Source organism: Erysipelothrix sp. strain 2 (EsS2-6-Brazil) (assembly GCF_016617625.1).
GTDB lineage: Bacteria > Bacillota_I > Bacilli_A > Erysipelotrichales > Erysipelotrichaceae > Erysipelothrix > Erysipelothrix piscisicarius.
In genome coordinates, this window is sequence record NZ_SBAR01000005.1 from 1 (window position 1) to 15,819 (window position 15,819).

The window sequence follows — 15,819 nt, forward strand, 5'->3', positions numbered from 1 at the left end:
TACTGGTCCGTAGATAACTTTGAAAATTTTATCGAAGAATATGTACATTATTTCAATTTTGAAAGACCTGCTTACTGTTTAAATTACAAAACCCCTATCCAATATAAAATGGATAAGGGTTTCTAGTCTTTTATTAATGTCTACTTTTGTTTGACAACTCCATGATTATGAGTTCTTTTTTTGATAGGGTCTGTTAATGATAATAAACATCGATTATGAAATGTATTCTATGTTATACTTTTTTAGAGAAAGGAGGGATTAATGATGAAAAAATATGATGAGATCCCTCTAAATTTATTTTTTTAAAATACCTTTGGATATTTTTAGAGCAGACACGATTATAAAGGTTCAAAAGGAAGGTAATTAAATGAAAAAAGTATGTATTGATGACTTAACCTATGCACTCTTTAAAGATGCATTTATGGCGTATTTTCATGAATTTGGTTATGAAATAAGCAATCATCATGAATTTTTTGAAGCAATGAATCGTGAAGAAAACAATGAAGTTTTAGCGTATGAAGAAGCGGGTCAGATCATTGCGTTTATCATGTATCGATATGATCATCTTAGCCATTGGTTTTTTACGGAGCATGTGATGTTTGTTCGTGAACTTTGGGTCAAGCCATCCCATCGAACACATGGGTTGGCTTCAAAATTACTGATGGAAGTCGAAAGCGAAGCGCAGACAAATCAAGTCTTTAAACTCATCCTAACCACCGATTCCGCGCAGCATCTTTACTTAAAAAATGGATATATCCTTGACCGAAGTTATCGCGCGAAAAGCAATCATCCTGTCTATATTAAATCCTTAACGATAGATTAATTCGTGAATCGATTTGATCGATCCAAACACCAAATTCTTTTTGGTGTTTTTTATTCACAATGATTTATTAGAAAAGCTAGAACCAAAAGCCCTTCTGTTTTAGATTTGGAGGAATGCATTCTTTGTAATTATTAACGTCATTTCATTTTGATTCAGCCAAAATCAGTGTGATTTTATTGTGAAATAGGGTATAATGAATGTTACTTTAAAAATAGAAAAATGGAGTTTTTATGAGTCAATTAAGTGAAAAGTTATACTTTAGTCAAAACCCTTTTACACTCTATACGCCGATTCATTTCTTAATGTTAATATTGGCGGGGATTTGTATCGGAATAGTGATTAAAAAACGTGATGAAATTGCAATGGGGAAATATGCTTGGTTACGATGGGTTTTCCTTGGCGTCTATTTGATTCAACAGGGGTTACTTTATAGTTGGTATGCGATGAATCATCAACTGACCTTACATGACGCGTTACCGCTTTATCCATGTCGTATTTTGCAGATTATGACAATTATTCTACTTGTATCGAAACAGGAACGTATCTATGAAGTTTTGGGATTGCTTGGAATTCCTGCAGCCGTAACTGCCTTGATTTTAGCAGATACCAGTGGGTTTAGCTTCCCGAATGCGATGTTTATACAATTTTTTGTAGGACATTCATTAATGATTTTAGTGCCACTCTATATGAAGTATCGTTATCATTTCTCCATGCAGGAAAGTGCAACATTAGGTGTCATCAAGATGGTGGGTGGTTATTTTATCATCGTAAGTTTTATTAACCATCTAATCCAAACAAATTATGGGTATGTTTCAACACCACCGGTAGCATTAAGTTTTCTAAATGGCGTTCCAAGCATCATTTATACATGTGGCTACTTCATGATCTATGTCGGTGTGGTATTAGCAGGAAGTAAGATCGCAACACATCAGGATGCTGATGAAATCGTATTTACGATAGAGTCGTAGCATACATTACGCGTTTAAACCAATTCATGAAGAATTGGTTTTTTTTAACAAAAAAAACCACTTTATTTCGAAAGTGGTTTGAATTATTTCTATAATTTACGATCAGAGATAAATGCGAAGAATACCATTGCAATTGCATTGATTGCAAGAACATTAATCGCGAAAACCATACTTGTACGGTCTGCAATTGATCCAATAATTTGAGGGGTAATGATTCCACCTAATGCAGCACATGTAAGCAATAAGGCTAAACGTTTTTGGTTCCCAATAACATATTTTGATGTATTCGCAATACTTGTTGGATAGATTCCTGCAAGACATAATCCAAGTCCTAAAATCGAAATTGTAATAATGACTGGATTCATTGTTGATACAAGACCAAAGAATGCGATTGCGGCTCCAACGGTATAAACCAACACCAGTTTGGATCCTTTAACTTTTTGAGAAATAAATGCAGTCATTAAACGTCCAATCATTATCATAATCCATGTCAAGGAAACTAAGGTTGCAGCAAATGCGTCGGACAAAATGTTCATACTCTTTAAGTAGGTCATAAACCAACCGTTAATCGTATTCTCCAAACCTAGATAGAAGAACATAACAAATGCAACTGCAAAGAAAGCGAAGTCTAATTTTTGCGTTTCCACAACATTTGTAGATTTTTGTTGTCCATTTAAATCGAGATCCATGGTGAGATAATTAATCCATGAAATGGTTGTAATTGCAGTTAAAAATAGAATGAGTTGATTAAAGTCAAATCCAATTTTTTTCAAACCAATAATTACAAAGGATGCAAGACCGGCACCAATCGCAAAAATTGTATGAAGCATATTCATGTCTCGTGACTTATTATCACTAAGATCATTAACGATGGCATTACTTAAAATACTTACGGCACCACGTCCAATTCCCATTAAGATAAATCCAAGCCATAATATTTTACGAATGGATTCTGTAAATACTACAATCGATAAGAAACTTAAGGGTACAAGTGCAGCGAGAATACCAATCGCAATTTTGTTTCCGAAGCGTTCAGATACAAAGGGACTGATAAAGTTAGAAAGTAGGTTACCTACCGCAAACATTGAGAGTAAGGTTCCTGCATCGCTATAAGAGAGATTCAGGTTTGTAATAAGGTCTGGCATAATTGCGCCAATACCTAGGATAAAGATCCCACTTAAGAAGAAACTAAAGTAGGTTCTTAAGATTGTTTTGTTTTTCATATTGTTATTCTTTCCTCCACAAATCATCACATATCGGTGACGACAACACTAACCATTCTAATTAAGTAAACCGGTTTTGTCAAACAAACCTCTCTACTTTGATTGAATTGGCATCAATGGATCTTTTTATTTTGAATTAAGACACTTTTTACTTGCGTGAATTCTGTCGTTCACGCATAATAGAATTATTAATAAGGAGGGCGCTATGATCCCAATTACAATTATTTCTGGGTTTTTAGGATCTGGAAAAACAACATTCATCAATCAAATTCTACGTGAGTCTCAAGACGATACAATTGGTTTAATTATCAATGAAATTGGATCTGTAAACCTGGATAAAGCATTTATTAAATATGATCAAGATCGTATTTTTGAAATTAACAGTGCGTGTTTATGTTGTGTCGATGATCGTGAATTTGAACGTGCGATTCTAGACTTAAAGCAACAGTTTGAGGCCCAAAAGATGCACTTGAAGTCAATCATCATTGAAACAAGCGGACTTGCGGAAGTAAATCCCTTAATTCAAACGATTTTAAAGTCACAACCAATCCAAAACCATTTCTTTTTAAACGAAATTATTACCCTTGTGGATGCACTCAATGGGGATCAAGCATTGGAACACTACCGTGAATCGTTGGAGCAAATCGCTTTTGCTGATCGGATTTACATCACGAAAGCCTTATCAACACCGTATTCCCTTTTAGGTAAGTTAAAAGCTATTAATCCATTAGCTCCAGTTTCTCTTTTAAAACAGGATCAAACTTATCTTCATCTTTTAAATGAAGACCGTTTTGATGCATCACATACCAAGTATGCCTCGTTAAATCAAACGGTTTTAAATCAATCGCATGAAACCAAACATCATCGTCATTCACACGTGGATACCTTGACACTTTACGCTGAAAATCCACTCTCTTTTTCTGATTTTAAAGAGTGGCTTGTGGAACTGGTAGAATCAATGGGACATGATCTTCTTCGTTATAAAGGGCTTTTGTCGGTAGAGGGAATCGATGCATCCATTGTCGTTCAGGGGGTTGCGAGCACCTTTATGATTGATTATGGTGATGAAAACCAAGAAACGCAAAGTCATTTCGTAGTTATCGGTCGAAATATAAATGTTGAGCAAATAACGTTATCGTTTAAAGCGCTGGAGCGTCGGAAGGAGTAAGACAATGTTTATTGTTAAAATAATGCAGTATGAGCGTCATCATACATTAGGGATCTTTGATACAGAAGCAAATGCGCTTAACTTTATCAAACAAATTCCTCATATTGAAATTGAACAGTACCAAATTGAAGGGGTCGAAGAACCGTTTACGGATTACTCGATCAATCGAGAAAACTTGCCTGATTATGAGGAAATTCACTACCGTGGTAAGCGTGTCCCAATCACAAAACACATGTTTGTTCCTAATGAACGAATTTCGGTCTTTGTGATTCCAGTAGTATACATGGATAGTTCAGAGACAGGGATGGTTGATGATGCAACCCAAGTGGATGCATATCTTGTCACCAATGAAGAAGTAGAGTCTTATATTGATAAACGTGAATTTCTTGCACGAAAAATAATGGAAGAAGCAGATGCTCGTGGTTTTAGAAATATCGAACGTGCGTATGCGGGATCTGAAGATGGAGAAGCAATTATCGCCATGGATTCAATGGGAAACAGTCGTTTTTTAACGCATCTCGATTCAAGTCTTGTTGACCAATTTGAATTTAATGATGATGAGACGTTAAAACGGATTTTGAAACATACATTTGAATAAGTTATGACCGCTTTTAAAGGGTATCAAAAAAAACGCTCGCAGGTTTTGTTGAGCGTTTTTTTTAGATTTTATTGAAATAATCGTTGCGCTTCTCGAATGCCACGTCGCGTGAGCTCAAAACCACCAACAACCCATAGTTTCGTATAACCCGCTTCTTGGAGTAACGTGATGCTCTCTTTAACCTGTTCTTCATCCAGGTCGAGGTTTGAAGCAATTTCTTGTATGAATGAACTGTTGAAATTAGAAACCGTTCGCGAACAATCTTTTCGATCACAACGGGTTTGGTACAAAAGATAAAGCTGTTGCAACACATCGTATTGTTGTTTTTCCATAAAATGCCTCCTTTGTCTCGATTATATCATGTGTTTGTGAAAGGTCATGGTTGTTGACTTGGAGGATTGATGAATCTAAGATTGAATTAGAAGGTAGGGGATTGTATGAAGGGAATTGTTATTGATGAAATTATGCAAACGGAGGATGCTTTTATATCGACTTCAATAGATGCATATTCGTTAAAAAATGTTGCAGAATATGAGTTGATTCTACATCTTTTTCAACATAAAGGCATCAATATGGGTGTTGATGATGTAAGAATGGATGATTTTGATAAAGGGCTTGCGTTCTACCAAAAACAAGGCCAACCGGTTATGATTCGTAACTCTGGGGGTCGTTCAATCGTGGCGGATGAAGGGGTTTTGAATATGTCACTTACATTTCATTCTTCTGCGTCGATGAACGATAACTACCTTATATATGGTGATTTTATTCGTGAAGCACTTCAACCCATTTCAAATAAAATTGAGATATATAAAGTAGCGGGTGCATATTGTCCTGGTGATACGGATATGAGTATACATGGGAAAAAGTTCTGTGGTACTGCGCAACGTCGTTCAGGGTCAAAAACATCAATGGTATGTTACATTAGTGTCTGCGGTGACCAAATAAAACGAGGTGAACTGGTGCGAGATTTTTATGCTCACTGCCGGGGCGATGTCGTCGATGTTAATCCCCATTCCATGGAATCATTGGACATGCTTACAGGGTATGAATTGACACCACGATACATCGGTGATCTTCTGATTCATGAACTATCTAAGCGTTGTGATTTTATTGAGTTTCGAAAACGGGATGATTTAGATCAAAATCAATTTCAAGAGGCAATGCAACGTACACAAGATCATAACCAAAGGCTGTTACCGTAATGATTCGAATCATGTATAATGGACTTTGAGGTGGATTATGAAAAAAATTGTTAATGGACTTTTGAGTTTGCTTGTAATTGTTGCTATGTTCGTATTGGTTGGCACATTGATGGTACAATCCCAATTGGGACAGATCTCTTCATTTATTGAACCAACATTTATGGATGTTGAAACACAGGTAGCGCACTACTTTGAGCCGATTCGCGCCATGATTCCAGAACCAAAGCAAAATGAGTTTGATGCATTGCAAAAAGAGGTCGTTCAAGATCCAAAATTTCAAGAAATTTCTGAAACACTGGTAACGAATGCTTTAAGTGATGTCGTGTCGGGTGACATCAGTATGAATGAGCTTGCATTAAAGGGAGAGGTTCAATCCTATATTGAATCCTATGCCCCTGAAATTGAGTCATTGAGCGAGGGCAATGTTTCGGTTGAAGAAGTCAGTGCAGTTGTGGAGGAGGCTTTAAATCATCCCGATGTGCAGCGTACGTATGAAACCATCATTACTCGTGTTCAACAAGAACTTTCTCCCAACCAACAACGCGTGTTAACTGGGGTTCATTGGTTTATGAACGAACGCAGTAAGATTATCATAGGGACCCTTGTCAGTATAGCACTCATTCTTTTAACGCTCATGCTTATGAATACGGGCTGGCATTGGACGAAACTTTTTGGGAAGCTTGCATTCATTACAGCCGCTTTAATGCTTGCACTCTATCTTATTTCGCCTGTAATCCTGGATGCTCTCCAACAGCGCTTCGGTACGGAAATTTCATTGAAACAGAATCCCTTTAGGACATGTCTATGGATGGCTTTGGGGAATTTTGGAATGAGTCTGTTTTTTAAAATTATGAGTCGATTGGAAGCATAAAAAAAACAAACATCGCTAAATACTTCAGTGATGTTTGTTTTTCTTTTGGGAAAAAGACTTACTTTGCATGTGTGATTGTTTTAATTTTCTCGATAAAATATTCAGGAAGTGGCACTTCAAATTGCATGAGTTTTAAACTTTTAGGGTGAATAAATTCAAGTTTTGAAGCACAAAGGTATTGGCCACTTTGATCTGCATCAAGCGGGTGCCCGTATTGGGGGTCACCATGAAGCGGAATCTTAGCGTAAAGCGCATGAACACGTATTTGATGTGTTCTTCCAGTTTCAAGTTTACAACGAATCAAACTTGAGTTTATATAAGTTTCAACTTTCTCGAAATGGGTTCGGGCTGGTTTGCTCCGTGCTTGATTCACAGTCATAATCTTGGTGTTTGATTTATCAGGGCCGATGGGCGCATCAACCAGAACATGGGCCTGTGGCAATACGCCGTGAACTAAGGCGTAATACGTTCGATTCATTGTTTTATCAAGCAACTGCTCAGCGAGAAATTGATGTGTTTTATCATCTTTGGCAACGACAAGAAGTCCAGATGTATTTCGGTCAATGCGATGAACAAGACCGGGGCGAATATAGTGATCTTTGTTGTGATTTAAATAATAGATCAATCCATGAAGTAACGTATCGGATTTAACACCATGACCCGGATGTACGACAAGGCCTCTGGGTTTATTCACGACAAGAAGGTATTCGTCTTCGTAAACGACATCAATGTTCATTTTAACAGGTTCTATATCCAATGTTTTTACTTGATAGGTTGAAGCGGTAATACAATCATTGAGTTTCGTTTTGTAATTTGCTTTCGTGGGCATATCGTTACATAAGATGGTTCCATCTTTGATCATACTCGCAATTTTACTTCGTGATAGGTCTAGGTGTTCATTTAAAAAATGGTCAATGCGTTGCCCAATTGTCTTCGACGTAATAATCCATGATTCCATATTCATACCTCTATTTTTTACTTGGAAATTATATCATGTGGTGAATCCAGATAAAAGCCTAAAAAGAGAAGAATAGCATCGTGCAAAACAATTGTTAATTTGAGGTGAAATTACACAAGTGCGTGCATTTCGGACACTATTTAGATTTCACTTCTTAAAAATATATGAATTCAAATGATTTCACATGATTAATGCGTTGTTTATCGTTTATAATTTCTTGACGAGGTGGATTATGAGACGAACAGTTATGATGATTTTAGCAATTCTATTTTTAGGATTAGCCCTGTTGGGTGTATTGCTCCCAGTGCTACCCACAACGCCCTTTTTGTTATGTGCATCCATATGTGGTGCAAAGAGTTCTGACCGATTTCATCACTGGTTAACGCATACGTCGGTATATCAAAATCATTTGGATGATTTTGTCACGAAACATACGATGAAGCGAAAAACTAAAAAGAAAATTTTATGCTTGGCTACGATCATGATGGCGTGTGCTTTTTATTTTTCAAAGAATTTTTATGCACGCATCATAATCGGTTTGCTTATTCTGTTTAAATATTATTATTTTATCTTTAAAATTGCAGATGAAGATGACGTAACGATGCTGGAGGATTCGATGCTGGAGGATTCAAAGTATGATCAATATTCAACTCATAAAGACTGTTGAGGAAGCAAAAAAACCAATTTTGGAAACAGTTTTTTATAAATGGGTCGCACTCATTACAAATATCGTATTAACGTATGTTTTTGTTAAGGTTTTAGGCGACCATTATATAGGCATGTCATTCCATGTTCCATTTTATTTTTGGATTGCCCTTGTTTTAAAGGGGATTGCAATTTTTAAAAGCTCGCGTGCAATGCAAAAGACAAGTTCATGTGTAAAAATTAAAATGCGATCGTTAATTTTTGGGAAGCTCTTTGAGCTTGGATCAGATTATCAATCGGTTTTAACGAGCAGTGAAATTACGCAAGTTTCGACAGAAGGGGTTGAACAACTCGAAAATTATTTTGCCCTTTATACACCCCAATTTATTTATAGTCTTCTTGCACCTTTAACACTCTTTGTGTTTTTGCTTCAGTATTCTTTTCGTGTAGCGTTTGTTCTTTTTATTTGTGTTCCGTTGATTCCTTTATCAATCATTGTAATTCAGAAGCTTGCCAAAAAATTATTAAATAAGTATTGGTCGAAATACACACGTTTAGGCGATCATTTTCTTGAGAACCTTCAAGGTCTGACAACCTTAAAAGTCTTTGATGCAGATCGTTTGCGTCAAGAACAAATGGATGAGGATGCCGAATCTTTTCGGAAAGTGACCATGCGGGTTTTGATTATGCAATTGAATTCTATATCCGTGATGGATTTGGTCGCCTATGGGGGAGCCATGTTGGCACTTGTCATTTCAGTTTTTGCTTATAAATCAGGGACTCTCTCCCTAACAGGAATGTTACTCTTTATTTTACTTTCATCGGAGTTTTTTATTCCAATGCGCCAGCTGGGTTCCTATTTCCATATCGCAATGAATGGAATGGCTGCAAGCGAGAAAATATTTAAATTACTTGCAACGGAGGCAGATTGTAAAAAGATCTTATCGGACTCATTCAGTGATCAAGGGTATGTTGTCGAAGACGTATCGTTTTCATATACAGATTCGCCCGTTTTATCAAAAATAAACTTTTATGCAGAGTCCCATGAATTTATTGGTATTGTTGGTGAAAGTGGCTCGGGGAAGAGCACGTTGGTCGCCTTGCTTATGGGACGCATTCTTCCGCAATCCGGACACCTCTATTTTGGTGGTCAAGAGATTAACTGCAGTCAACTTTATAAACATGTAACATATGTAAGTCATGACAGTATTATCTTTAAGGGGAGTGTCCGCGAAAATCTGATGATGGGCGGTTCTTATTCCGATGAGAGTCTTAAAGCATGTTTAAATCGTGTAAATCTTGAGTTATGTCTTGATCATGAAATTAAGGAACGCGGCTCTAATCTTTCTGGAGGACAAAAACAACGTTTGGCTCTTGCACGTGCTTTAGTTCACGATACCCCATTCTATATTTTTGATGAAGTAACGTCCAATATTGATGTTGAGAGTGAAATGATTATTCTTAATACCATTCAACAACTTCGTCATGACGGAAAAGGGATTATTATGATTTCTCACCGTTTGGCAAACTGTTTTGAATGTGATCGCATTTACGTACTTGATCAAGGTGAGATTGTTCAATGTGGTGATCACCATACCCTTATGGAAACGCCTGGGGTTTATCAAGAACTTGTTAAAGCACAACAAGATCTTGAAAACTATATTTTCTTGGAGGCATGTTAACGATGAAAAAGCGAACTGGATTAGGTATTATGAAAAGTCTTGTAGGGTTTGTAAAGCCACTCTATCTTCCGATGTTGGGCGCAATTACCCTTGGCGTACTAGGGCATTTCGCGGCCATCGGAATTCCTTATTTATCAGCACGTATTGTAGTCGAAATTATTGAAAGCAATTCATTTACTTTTTTACTCATCATTCTTATTTGCTGTGGCTTATTAAGAGGGGTGTTTCGATATGGTGAACAAGCTTTAAATCACTTTATAGCTTTTAAACTGTTAGCCCATATCCGTCATCAAGTTTTTGAGAAATTAAGAGCCCTGGCCCCCGCAAAATTAGAGACAAAAGATCGCGGAAATTTAATTGCAATGATTACCAATGATGTAGAGTTATTAGAAGTGTTCTATGCCCATACGATTTCGCCCATTATTATTGCAGTGATAATTTCCGTTACAGTGGTTCTCACAATTGCTTTCCGAGCTGGAACCATAGCATTGATTTCTTTAAGTGCACTGCTTCTTGTAGGTGTTGTGATCCCAATTATGAGCAGTAAATTAGGAAATGAACTGGGACTTGAGATACGAAATGACTTAGGAGATTTAAACACACGGGTTTTGGATTCAATTCGTGGTATTGAAGAACTGGAACAATATCAAAATTCACAACGAACCATGGATTTACTCAAACAACGAACATATGATCTTAATGAAAAGCAAAATTCACTCAATCGATATCAAAGTCTGATGCGCGTGGTAGTTGATTTCATCATCATGCTGTCAGGATTTGCGATTCTTTATTATGGAAGACATCTGGATTTCAAAATTCTATTACTGATATTTACGTTGCATATGAGTTCGTTTGGCCCAGTCATTGCATTGTCAAATTTGAGTGGTGATTTGTATCATACATTAGCGAGCGGACAACGAATTCTTGACTTATTGGATGAAAAGCCCCAGGTTGACGCGGTTTCAGTTGGTGAAAAAGAACCCTTTAACGAAGCATCCATGCGGGATGTAACCTTTAAATATGACCAAGAAGTGATTTTGGATGGGATTTCGATGAACATCGGTAAAAATAAAATTATTGCACTTACTGGTGAAAGCGGTGCGGGTAAATCCACCATTTTGAAACTGTTTATGCGTTTTTGGGATGTGAACGAGGGCAGTGTTCACATTAATGATCTTAATATTAAGGAAATTGAAACCCAACATCTAAGAAGTATTGAAAGTATGATGAGCCAAGATACGGATATCTTTAAAGATACAATTAAGAATAATATTGCTTTGGTTAGACCGAATGCAACCGAGGATGAAATTTATAAGGCAGCAAAACAAGCCTCAGTTCATGATTTTATCATGACCCTTCCTTCAGGGTATGATACGATGATGGAAGAACTGGGAAGTAACTTATCATCTGGAGAACGTCAACGTATTGGATTAGCACGCGTCTTTTTACATGGAGGCGATTTTATCCTTTTAGATGAACCCACAAGCAATTTAGATAGCCTTAATGAGGCTGTAATCTTAAAATCGATTGTAGCTTACAAACAAGACAAAACCATTCTCATTGTATCCCATCGAGCTTCAACTCTTAGAATTGCGGATGAGGTATGGAAACTTGAAAATGGAACATTAAGCCAGGTATCATAAACCGACGGAGGGATAACTATGATTGGTCGAATCTGTAATATTCAAGGACATGATTATCTTATTGTTGAACACCAAGACAACATCGTTTTTCTTAGTACTGCAGAGGATCTTGATTTTTTTAAACGAAAATTTAAAGTGGATTATTTAGAATTGGACATGCAGGCCTGTGAGGAAGTCGTAGAACAATTAAACGAATATCTATCAGGTGAGCGTACATGCTTTGATTTTCGCTACCAGTTGATTGGCACATCCTTCCAGTGTCAAGTGTGGGAAGGGCTTCAATCCATACCTTATGGATCCACGATCAGTTACGAGGCTCTGTCAGACATGTTGTTTACAACACGGAAGACGCGTGCTGTTGCTCGCGCGGTCTCTCAAAATCCACTACTTCTTTGTGTACCTTGTCATCGGGTTATTGGGAAAAATGGGGCACTAACAGGATTTCGAGGCGGACTCACTTTAAAACAGACCCTTCTAAAACTTGAAAAGGACATCGATTAAGAAATAATCGGAAATTTACGCCTTTGAATGTGTTCTTTGCATGATTATAAAAAAGGCGAGAAGATTTCATTTATGATAAAAACCCACTTTTAAGTGGGTTTTTATATGTTTAAATGGAACTAATCAAAAAAATCACATGAAATTCCGCAAATGCTAAGAATACAATTTGAAATGGGTTAATTGTCCTACACGCAATCAAAAAAGCGCTTACAATGTAAATGTAAACATAGAAGGTCGCACAACCCATGGGAATTAGACACTCTATGTTCGGTTGATGAAAGTGTTCCTGATCAGTTCACTTTCAAAACCTAGAAAAAAAGAAAAGAGGAAACGTAATGAGCGCAATTAGAGTTACAAGCGAAATTGGAACGCTTAAAAAAGTTTTATTACATAGACCTGGTAGGGAGCTTTTAAACCTTACTCCCGATACACTAGAACGTCTTCTATTCGATGACATTCCTTACCTCAAGGATGCACAAGATGAGCATGACAAGTTTGCTCAAGCACTTCGTGATAACGATATTGAAGTTGTTTACCTTGAAGATTTAATGGCAGAAGTAATTAAAGATTCAAATCTACGTAAACAATTCTTAGATCAATTCATTGAAGAAGGCGGCATCAAAACCAAACGTGAACACGACATGGTTTACAATTTCTTAGATTCAATTAAAGATGAAAAAGAACTTGTATTAAAAACAATGGAAGGTGTTCGCACACATGAACTTGATCATTCAGGTAAAAAGTCATTAGTTGAAATGGCTGGAGAGGTTCAAGATTTAATCTTAGATCCACTTCCAAACCTTTACTTTACACGTGACCCATTTGCATCAATTGGTGATGGTGTAAGCTTGAATCGTATGTATTCTGTAACACGTAATCGTGAAACAATCTATGCAGACTACATCTTCAAATATCATCCAGAATACAAAGGAAATGTTCCTTACTATTATGATCGTACAGCAGATTTCCACATTGAGGGTGGCGATATCCTAAACATCAACGCTAAAACATTAGCGATTGGGATTTCACAACGTACACAAGCTCAAGCAATTGAAGACATCGCACATAATATCTTCAATGTTGAGGGCACAGAAATTGAAACAATTCTTGCAATTGATATTCCAAGCAGTCGTGCATTTATGCACTTGGATACAGTGTTTACACAAGTTGACTATGATAAATTTACAATTCACCCAGGTATCCTTGGACCACTTCAAGTATTTGAGATTACTAAAGGTACAAATGGTGATGTGAATATTGTTAAGATTGATACCGATCTGGAATCCATCTTATCAAAACATGTTGGACGTCCTGTAACATTAATTAAATGTGGTGGGGAAGACATGATGGCTTCAGAACGTGAACAATGGAATGATGGTTCCAATACATTAACAATCGCACCAGGTGTTGTTGTTGTGTATGACCGTAACGAAATTAGTAACGAGTTATTAAAATCACATGGACTCAAATTAATCGAGTTGCGTGGTGCCGAACTTGTTCGTGGTCGTGGAGGCCCTCGTTGCATGAGTATGCCATTAGTTCGTGAAGATATTTAATAAAAAATAATATAAAGGAGATTAAGATCACATGGGAGTAAATTTAAGCGGAAGAAGCTTCTTAAAGCTTTTGGATTTCACATCAGAAGAAATTAGATATTTAGTAGACTTATCAAAAGAGTTTAAAAATTTAAAACTTACAGGAACACCACACCGTTACCTCGAAGGAAAAAACATCGTATTACTTTTTGAAAAAACGTCAACACGTACACGTTGTTCATTTGAAGTAGCAGGTATGGACTTGGGTATGGGTGTTACATACTTAGATCCAGGTAGTTCCCAAATGGGTAAAAAAGAAAGCATTCCTGATACAGCACGCGTACTTGGTCGCATGTATGATGGAATCGAATATCGTGGTTATGCACAAGAAATTGTTCAAGCATTAGCAGATGATGCAGGCGTTCCAGTATGGAATGGTTTAACTACAGAATTCCACCCAACGCAAATGATCGCAGACTTACTTACAATTGAAGAAAACTTCGGTTATCTCAAAGGTCTAAACTTTGTATTTATGGGGGATGCTCAAAATAACGTTGCAAACTCACTTATGGTAGCATGTGCAAAAATGGGTCTTAACTTTACAGCTTGTGGACCAAAAGCACAAATGCCACACGCAGAATTAGTTAAAGAATGCCGTGCAATCGCAAAAGAAAACGGATGTACTGTAACATTAACTGAAGATGTTAAAAAAGCAACAACAGGTGCTCATGTCATTTACACTGATATTTGGGTATCAATGGGTGAACCTGATAGTGTTTGGGAAGAACGTATTAAACTCTTAAGTCCATATCAAGTAAATAGTGATGTTATGGCAAATGCAGTTGATGATGCAATCTTCTTACACTGCTTACCTTCATTCCACGATCTTAAGACTACAATTGGACAAGAAATCCATGAAAAATATGGTTTAAAAGAAATGGAAGTAACAAACGAAGTATTTGAATCAAAACAATCAAAAGTCTTCAATGAAGCAGAAAACAGAATGCATACGATCAAAGCTGTGATGTATGCAACACTTAAGTAGGCGATTTCTATGGGAAAACGTATTGTAATCGCTCTTGGTGGTAATGCACTCGGTAATAATGCTGAAGAGCAAATCGAGCTCGTTAAACAAACAGCACAAACAATCGTTGATATGGCTGAAGAAGGCTATGAAGTGATCGTGGGTCACGGTAATGGTCCTCAAGTAGGTATGATTAATTTGGCAATGGAGTTCGCTGCAAATAATGGCGGTGGAACTCCAGCCATGCCTTTTCCAGAATGTGGGGCGATGAGTCAAGGCTACATTGGATATCATCTACAACAAGCTATTCAAAACGAATTGCGTAAACGTAAAATAGATAAACACTGTGCAAGTGTTGTGACTCAAATGATTGTGGACGAAAACGACCCAGCGTTTGAAAAACCAACGAAACCTGTAGGACTCTTCTATACTGAAGAAGAATCTGTGAAACTTGCAGCAGAAAAGGGATACAGTTTTATGGAGGATGCAGGACGTGGGTATCGTCGTGTCGTCGCTTCACCATTACCAAAAGAAATCGTTGAAATTGATCTTATTAAGCAATTAACAGGTCAAGGCGATATTGTCATTACAGTCGGTGGTGGCGGTATTCCTGTTATAGAAACAGCTGAAGGTTATAAAGGGGTTGCAGCTGTTATTGATAAAGATCGTTCTTGCTCAAAGCTTGCTCTTGACCTAAATGCCGATATGCTTATTATTTTAACGGCAGTGGATCGTGTTTGCATTCACTACAACACACCACAACAAGAAGAACTTGCAACGATGAATGTTGCAGAAGCAAAACAATACATCAAGGAAGGCCATTTTGCTCCTGGAAGTATGTTGCCTAAGATTGAAGCGTGTTTGGATTTTGTTGAACATGCATCAGAGGGTCAAGCTCTTGTTACATCACTTGTGAGAGCAAAAGATGCACTTGCAGGCGTTACCGGAACGATCATCGAAAAATAGTCAATCTATATA

Annotated in this window: 17 protein-coding genes; 14 read left to right on the forward strand and 3 right to left on the reverse strand. The window is 37.1% G+C overall.

Annotation, left to right across the window (positions count from 1 at the left end; genetic code table 11):
* From EPJ89_RS04300 to EPJ89_RS04310, 3 genes are all read left to right on the forward strand, one after another.
* On the forward strand, nucleotides 1-126 hold a 126-nt coding region (locus EPJ89_RS04300; protein WP_200542981.1), incomplete at its 5' end, for an IS3 family transposase.
* A gap of 241 nt (nucleotides 127-367) precedes the next feature.
* Complete coding sequence (locus EPJ89_RS04305; RefSeq protein ID WP_200549073.1) at nucleotides 368-823, forward strand: GNAT family N-acetyltransferase; 456 nt, start codon at nucleotides 368-370, stop codon at nucleotides 821-823.
* Between the two features lie 230 nt (nucleotides 824-1,053).
* A complete protein-coding gene (locus EPJ89_RS04310) occupies nucleotides 1,054-1,791 on the forward strand; it encodes a TIGR02206 family membrane protein (protein ID WP_161636508.1) in 738 nt (245 codons plus the stop codon).
* 89 nt (nucleotides 1,792-1,880) lie between these two features.
* On the opposite strand, the gene EPJ89_RS04315 is transcribed toward EPJ89_RS04310, so the two are convergent.
* Nucleotides 1,881-3,014: an MFS transporter gene (locus EPJ89_RS04315; RefSeq protein ID WP_161636507.1), complete on the reverse strand. Its 1,134-nt coding sequence runs from the start codon at nucleotides 3,012-3,014 to the stop codon at nucleotides 1,881-1,883.
* A gap of 205 nt (nucleotides 3,015-3,219) precedes the next feature.
* Between EPJ89_RS04315 and EPJ89_RS04320 the strand changes: the two genes are divergently transcribed.
* Entirely contained in the window at nucleotides 3,220-4,182 is a 963-nt protein-coding gene (locus tag EPJ89_RS04320; RefSeq protein WP_161636506.1) for a CobW family GTP-binding protein, read from the forward strand.
* A 4-nt stretch (nucleotides 4,183-4,186) separates the two neighbouring features.
* Nucleotides 4,187-4,780 carry a hypothetical protein gene (locus EPJ89_RS04325; RefSeq protein WP_200549075.1) on the forward strand — a complete coding sequence of 198 codons (594 nt, stop codon included), beginning with the start codon at nucleotides 4,187-4,189 and terminating at the stop codon, nucleotides 4,778-4,780.
* Nucleotides 4,781-4,848: 68 nt separating this feature from the next.
* Here EPJ89_RS04325 and EPJ89_RS04330 read toward each other — a convergent pair whose 3' ends face one another.
* Entirely contained in the window at nucleotides 4,849-5,112 is a 264-nt protein-coding gene (locus EPJ89_RS04330; protein WP_125164559.1) for a signal peptidase, read from the reverse strand.
* A gap of 105 nt (nucleotides 5,113-5,217) precedes the next feature.
* Between EPJ89_RS04330 and EPJ89_RS04335 the strand changes: the two genes are divergently transcribed.
* Nucleotides 5,218-5,982, forward strand: coding sequence for a lipoate--protein ligase family protein (locus EPJ89_RS04335; RefSeq protein WP_161636504.1), 765 nt, complete (start codon nucleotides 5,218-5,220; stop codon nucleotides 5,980-5,982).
* 37 nt (nucleotides 5,983-6,019) lie between these two features.
* Nucleotides 6,020-6,853: a hypothetical protein gene (locus EPJ89_RS04340; protein WP_161636503.1), complete on the forward strand. Its 834-nt coding sequence runs from the start codon at nucleotides 6,020-6,022 to the stop codon at nucleotides 6,851-6,853.
* Nucleotides 6,854-6,911: 58 nt separating this feature from the next.
* On the opposite strand, the gene EPJ89_RS04345 is transcribed toward EPJ89_RS04340, so the two are convergent.
* Complete coding sequence (locus EPJ89_RS04345; RefSeq protein ID WP_161636502.1) at nucleotides 6,912-7,811, reverse strand: RluA family pseudouridine synthase; 900 nt, start codon at nucleotides 7,809-7,811, stop codon at nucleotides 6,912-6,914.
* 232 nt (nucleotides 7,812-8,043) lie between these two features.
* Between EPJ89_RS04345 and EPJ89_RS04350 the strand changes: the two genes are divergently transcribed.
* The 7 genes from EPJ89_RS04350 (at nucleotide 8,044) to arcC (ending at nucleotide 15,807) form a co-directional block, all read left to right on the forward strand.
* Nucleotides 8,044-8,478 carry a YbaN family protein gene (locus tag EPJ89_RS04350; RefSeq protein ID WP_200549077.1) on the forward strand — a complete coding sequence of 145 codons (435 nt, stop codon included), beginning with the start codon at nucleotides 8,044-8,046 and terminating at the stop codon, nucleotides 8,476-8,478.
* Nucleotides 8,447-10,138, forward strand: coding sequence for an ABC transporter ATP-binding protein/permease (locus EPJ89_RS04355; protein ID WP_161636501.1), 1,692 nt, complete (start codon nucleotides 8,447-8,449; stop codon nucleotides 10,136-10,138). Before EPJ89_RS04350 ends, EPJ89_RS04355 begins: the two co-directional genes overlap by 32 nt.
* Nucleotides 10,139-10,140: 2 nt before the next feature.
* Nucleotides 10,141-11,781 (forward strand): ABC transporter ATP-binding protein, encoded by a 1,641-nt coding sequence (locus EPJ89_RS04360; protein ID WP_161636500.1) that lies wholly within the window; start codon nucleotides 10,141-10,143, stop codon nucleotides 11,779-11,781.
* Nucleotides 11,782-11,799: 18 nt separating this feature from the next.
* Nucleotides 11,800-12,282: a methylated-DNA--[protein]-cysteine S-methyltransferase gene (locus EPJ89_RS04365; RefSeq protein ID WP_161636499.1), complete on the forward strand. Its 483-nt coding sequence runs from the start codon at nucleotides 11,800-11,802 to the stop codon at nucleotides 12,280-12,282.
* Between the two features lie 335 nt (nucleotides 12,283-12,617).
* The gene (gene arcA, locus EPJ89_RS04370) at nucleotides 12,618-13,838 is read left to right on the forward strand and encodes an arginine deiminase (protein WP_125164553.1); all 1,221 of its coding nucleotides are present in this window, start codon (nucleotides 12,618-12,620) and stop codon (nucleotides 13,836-13,838) included.
* A 31-nt stretch (nucleotides 13,839-13,869) separates the two neighbouring features.
* Nucleotides 13,870-14,862, forward strand: a complete 993-nt coding sequence (gene argF / locus EPJ89_RS04375; RefSeq protein WP_125164552.1) for an ornithine carbamoyltransferase — start codon at nucleotides 13,870-13,872, stop codon at nucleotides 14,860-14,862.
* Between the two features lie 9 nt (nucleotides 14,863-14,871).
* Complete coding sequence (gene arcC / locus EPJ89_RS04380; protein WP_200542396.1) at nucleotides 14,872-15,807, forward strand: carbamate kinase; 936 nt, start codon at nucleotides 14,872-14,874, stop codon at nucleotides 15,805-15,807.
* The last annotated feature ends 12 nt before the right edge of the window (nucleotides 15,808-15,819 follow it).

Coding starts and splice junctions, on each gene's coding strand:
- EPJ89_RS04310 (WP_161636508.1), top strand. CDS start 1,054: ATGAGTCAATTAAGTGAAAAGTTATACTTTAGTCAAAACCCTTTTACA.
- argF (WP_125164552.1), top strand. CDS start 13,870: ATGGGAGTAAATTTAAGCGGAAGAAGCTTCTTAAAGCTTTTGGATTTC.
- EPJ89_RS04335 (WP_161636504.1), top strand. CDS start 5,218: ATGAAGGGAATTGTTATTGATGAAATTATGCAAACGGAGGATGCTTTT.
- EPJ89_RS04355 (WP_161636501.1), top strand. CDS start 8,447: ATGATCAATATTCAACTCATAAAGACTGTTGAGGAAGCAAAAAAACCA.
- EPJ89_RS04320 (WP_161636506.1), top strand. CDS start 3,220: ATGATCCCAATTACAATTATTTCTGGGTTTTTAGGATCTGGAAAAACA.
- EPJ89_RS04350 (WP_200549077.1), top strand. CDS start 8,044: ATGAGACGAACAGTTATGATGATTTTAGCAATTCTATTTTTAGGATTA.
- EPJ89_RS04330 (WP_125164559.1), bottom strand. CDS start 5,112: ATGGAAAAACAACAATACGATGTGTTGCAACAGCTTTATCTTTTGTAC.
- EPJ89_RS04315 (WP_161636507.1), bottom strand. CDS start 3,014: ATGAAAAACAAAACAATCTTAAGAACCTACTTTAGTTTCTTCTTAAGT.
- arcA (WP_125164553.1), top strand. CDS start 12,618: ATGAGCGCAATTAGAGTTACAAGCGAAATTGGAACGCTTAAAAAAGTT.
- arcC (WP_200542396.1), top strand. CDS start 14,872: ATGGGAAAACGTATTGTAATCGCTCTTGGTGGTAATGCACTCGGTAAT.
- EPJ89_RS04325 (WP_200549075.1), top strand. CDS start 4,187: ATGTTTATTGTTAAAATAATGCAGTATGAGCGTCATCATACATTAGGG.
- EPJ89_RS04305 (WP_200549073.1), top strand. CDS start 368: ATGAAAAAAGTATGTATTGATGACTTAACCTATGCACTCTTTAAAGAT.
- EPJ89_RS04340 (WP_161636503.1), top strand. CDS start 6,020: ATGAAAAAAATTGTTAATGGACTTTTGAGTTTGCTTGTAATTGTTGCT.
- EPJ89_RS04365 (WP_161636499.1), top strand. CDS start 11,800: ATGATTGGTCGAATCTGTAATATTCAAGGACATGATTATCTTATTGTT.
- EPJ89_RS04345 (WP_161636502.1), bottom strand. CDS start 7,811: ATGGAATCATGGATTATTACGTCGAAGACAATTGGGCAACGCATTGAC.
- EPJ89_RS04360 (WP_161636500.1), top strand. CDS start 10,141: ATGAAAAAGCGAACTGGATTAGGTATTATGAAAAGTCTTGTAGGGTTT.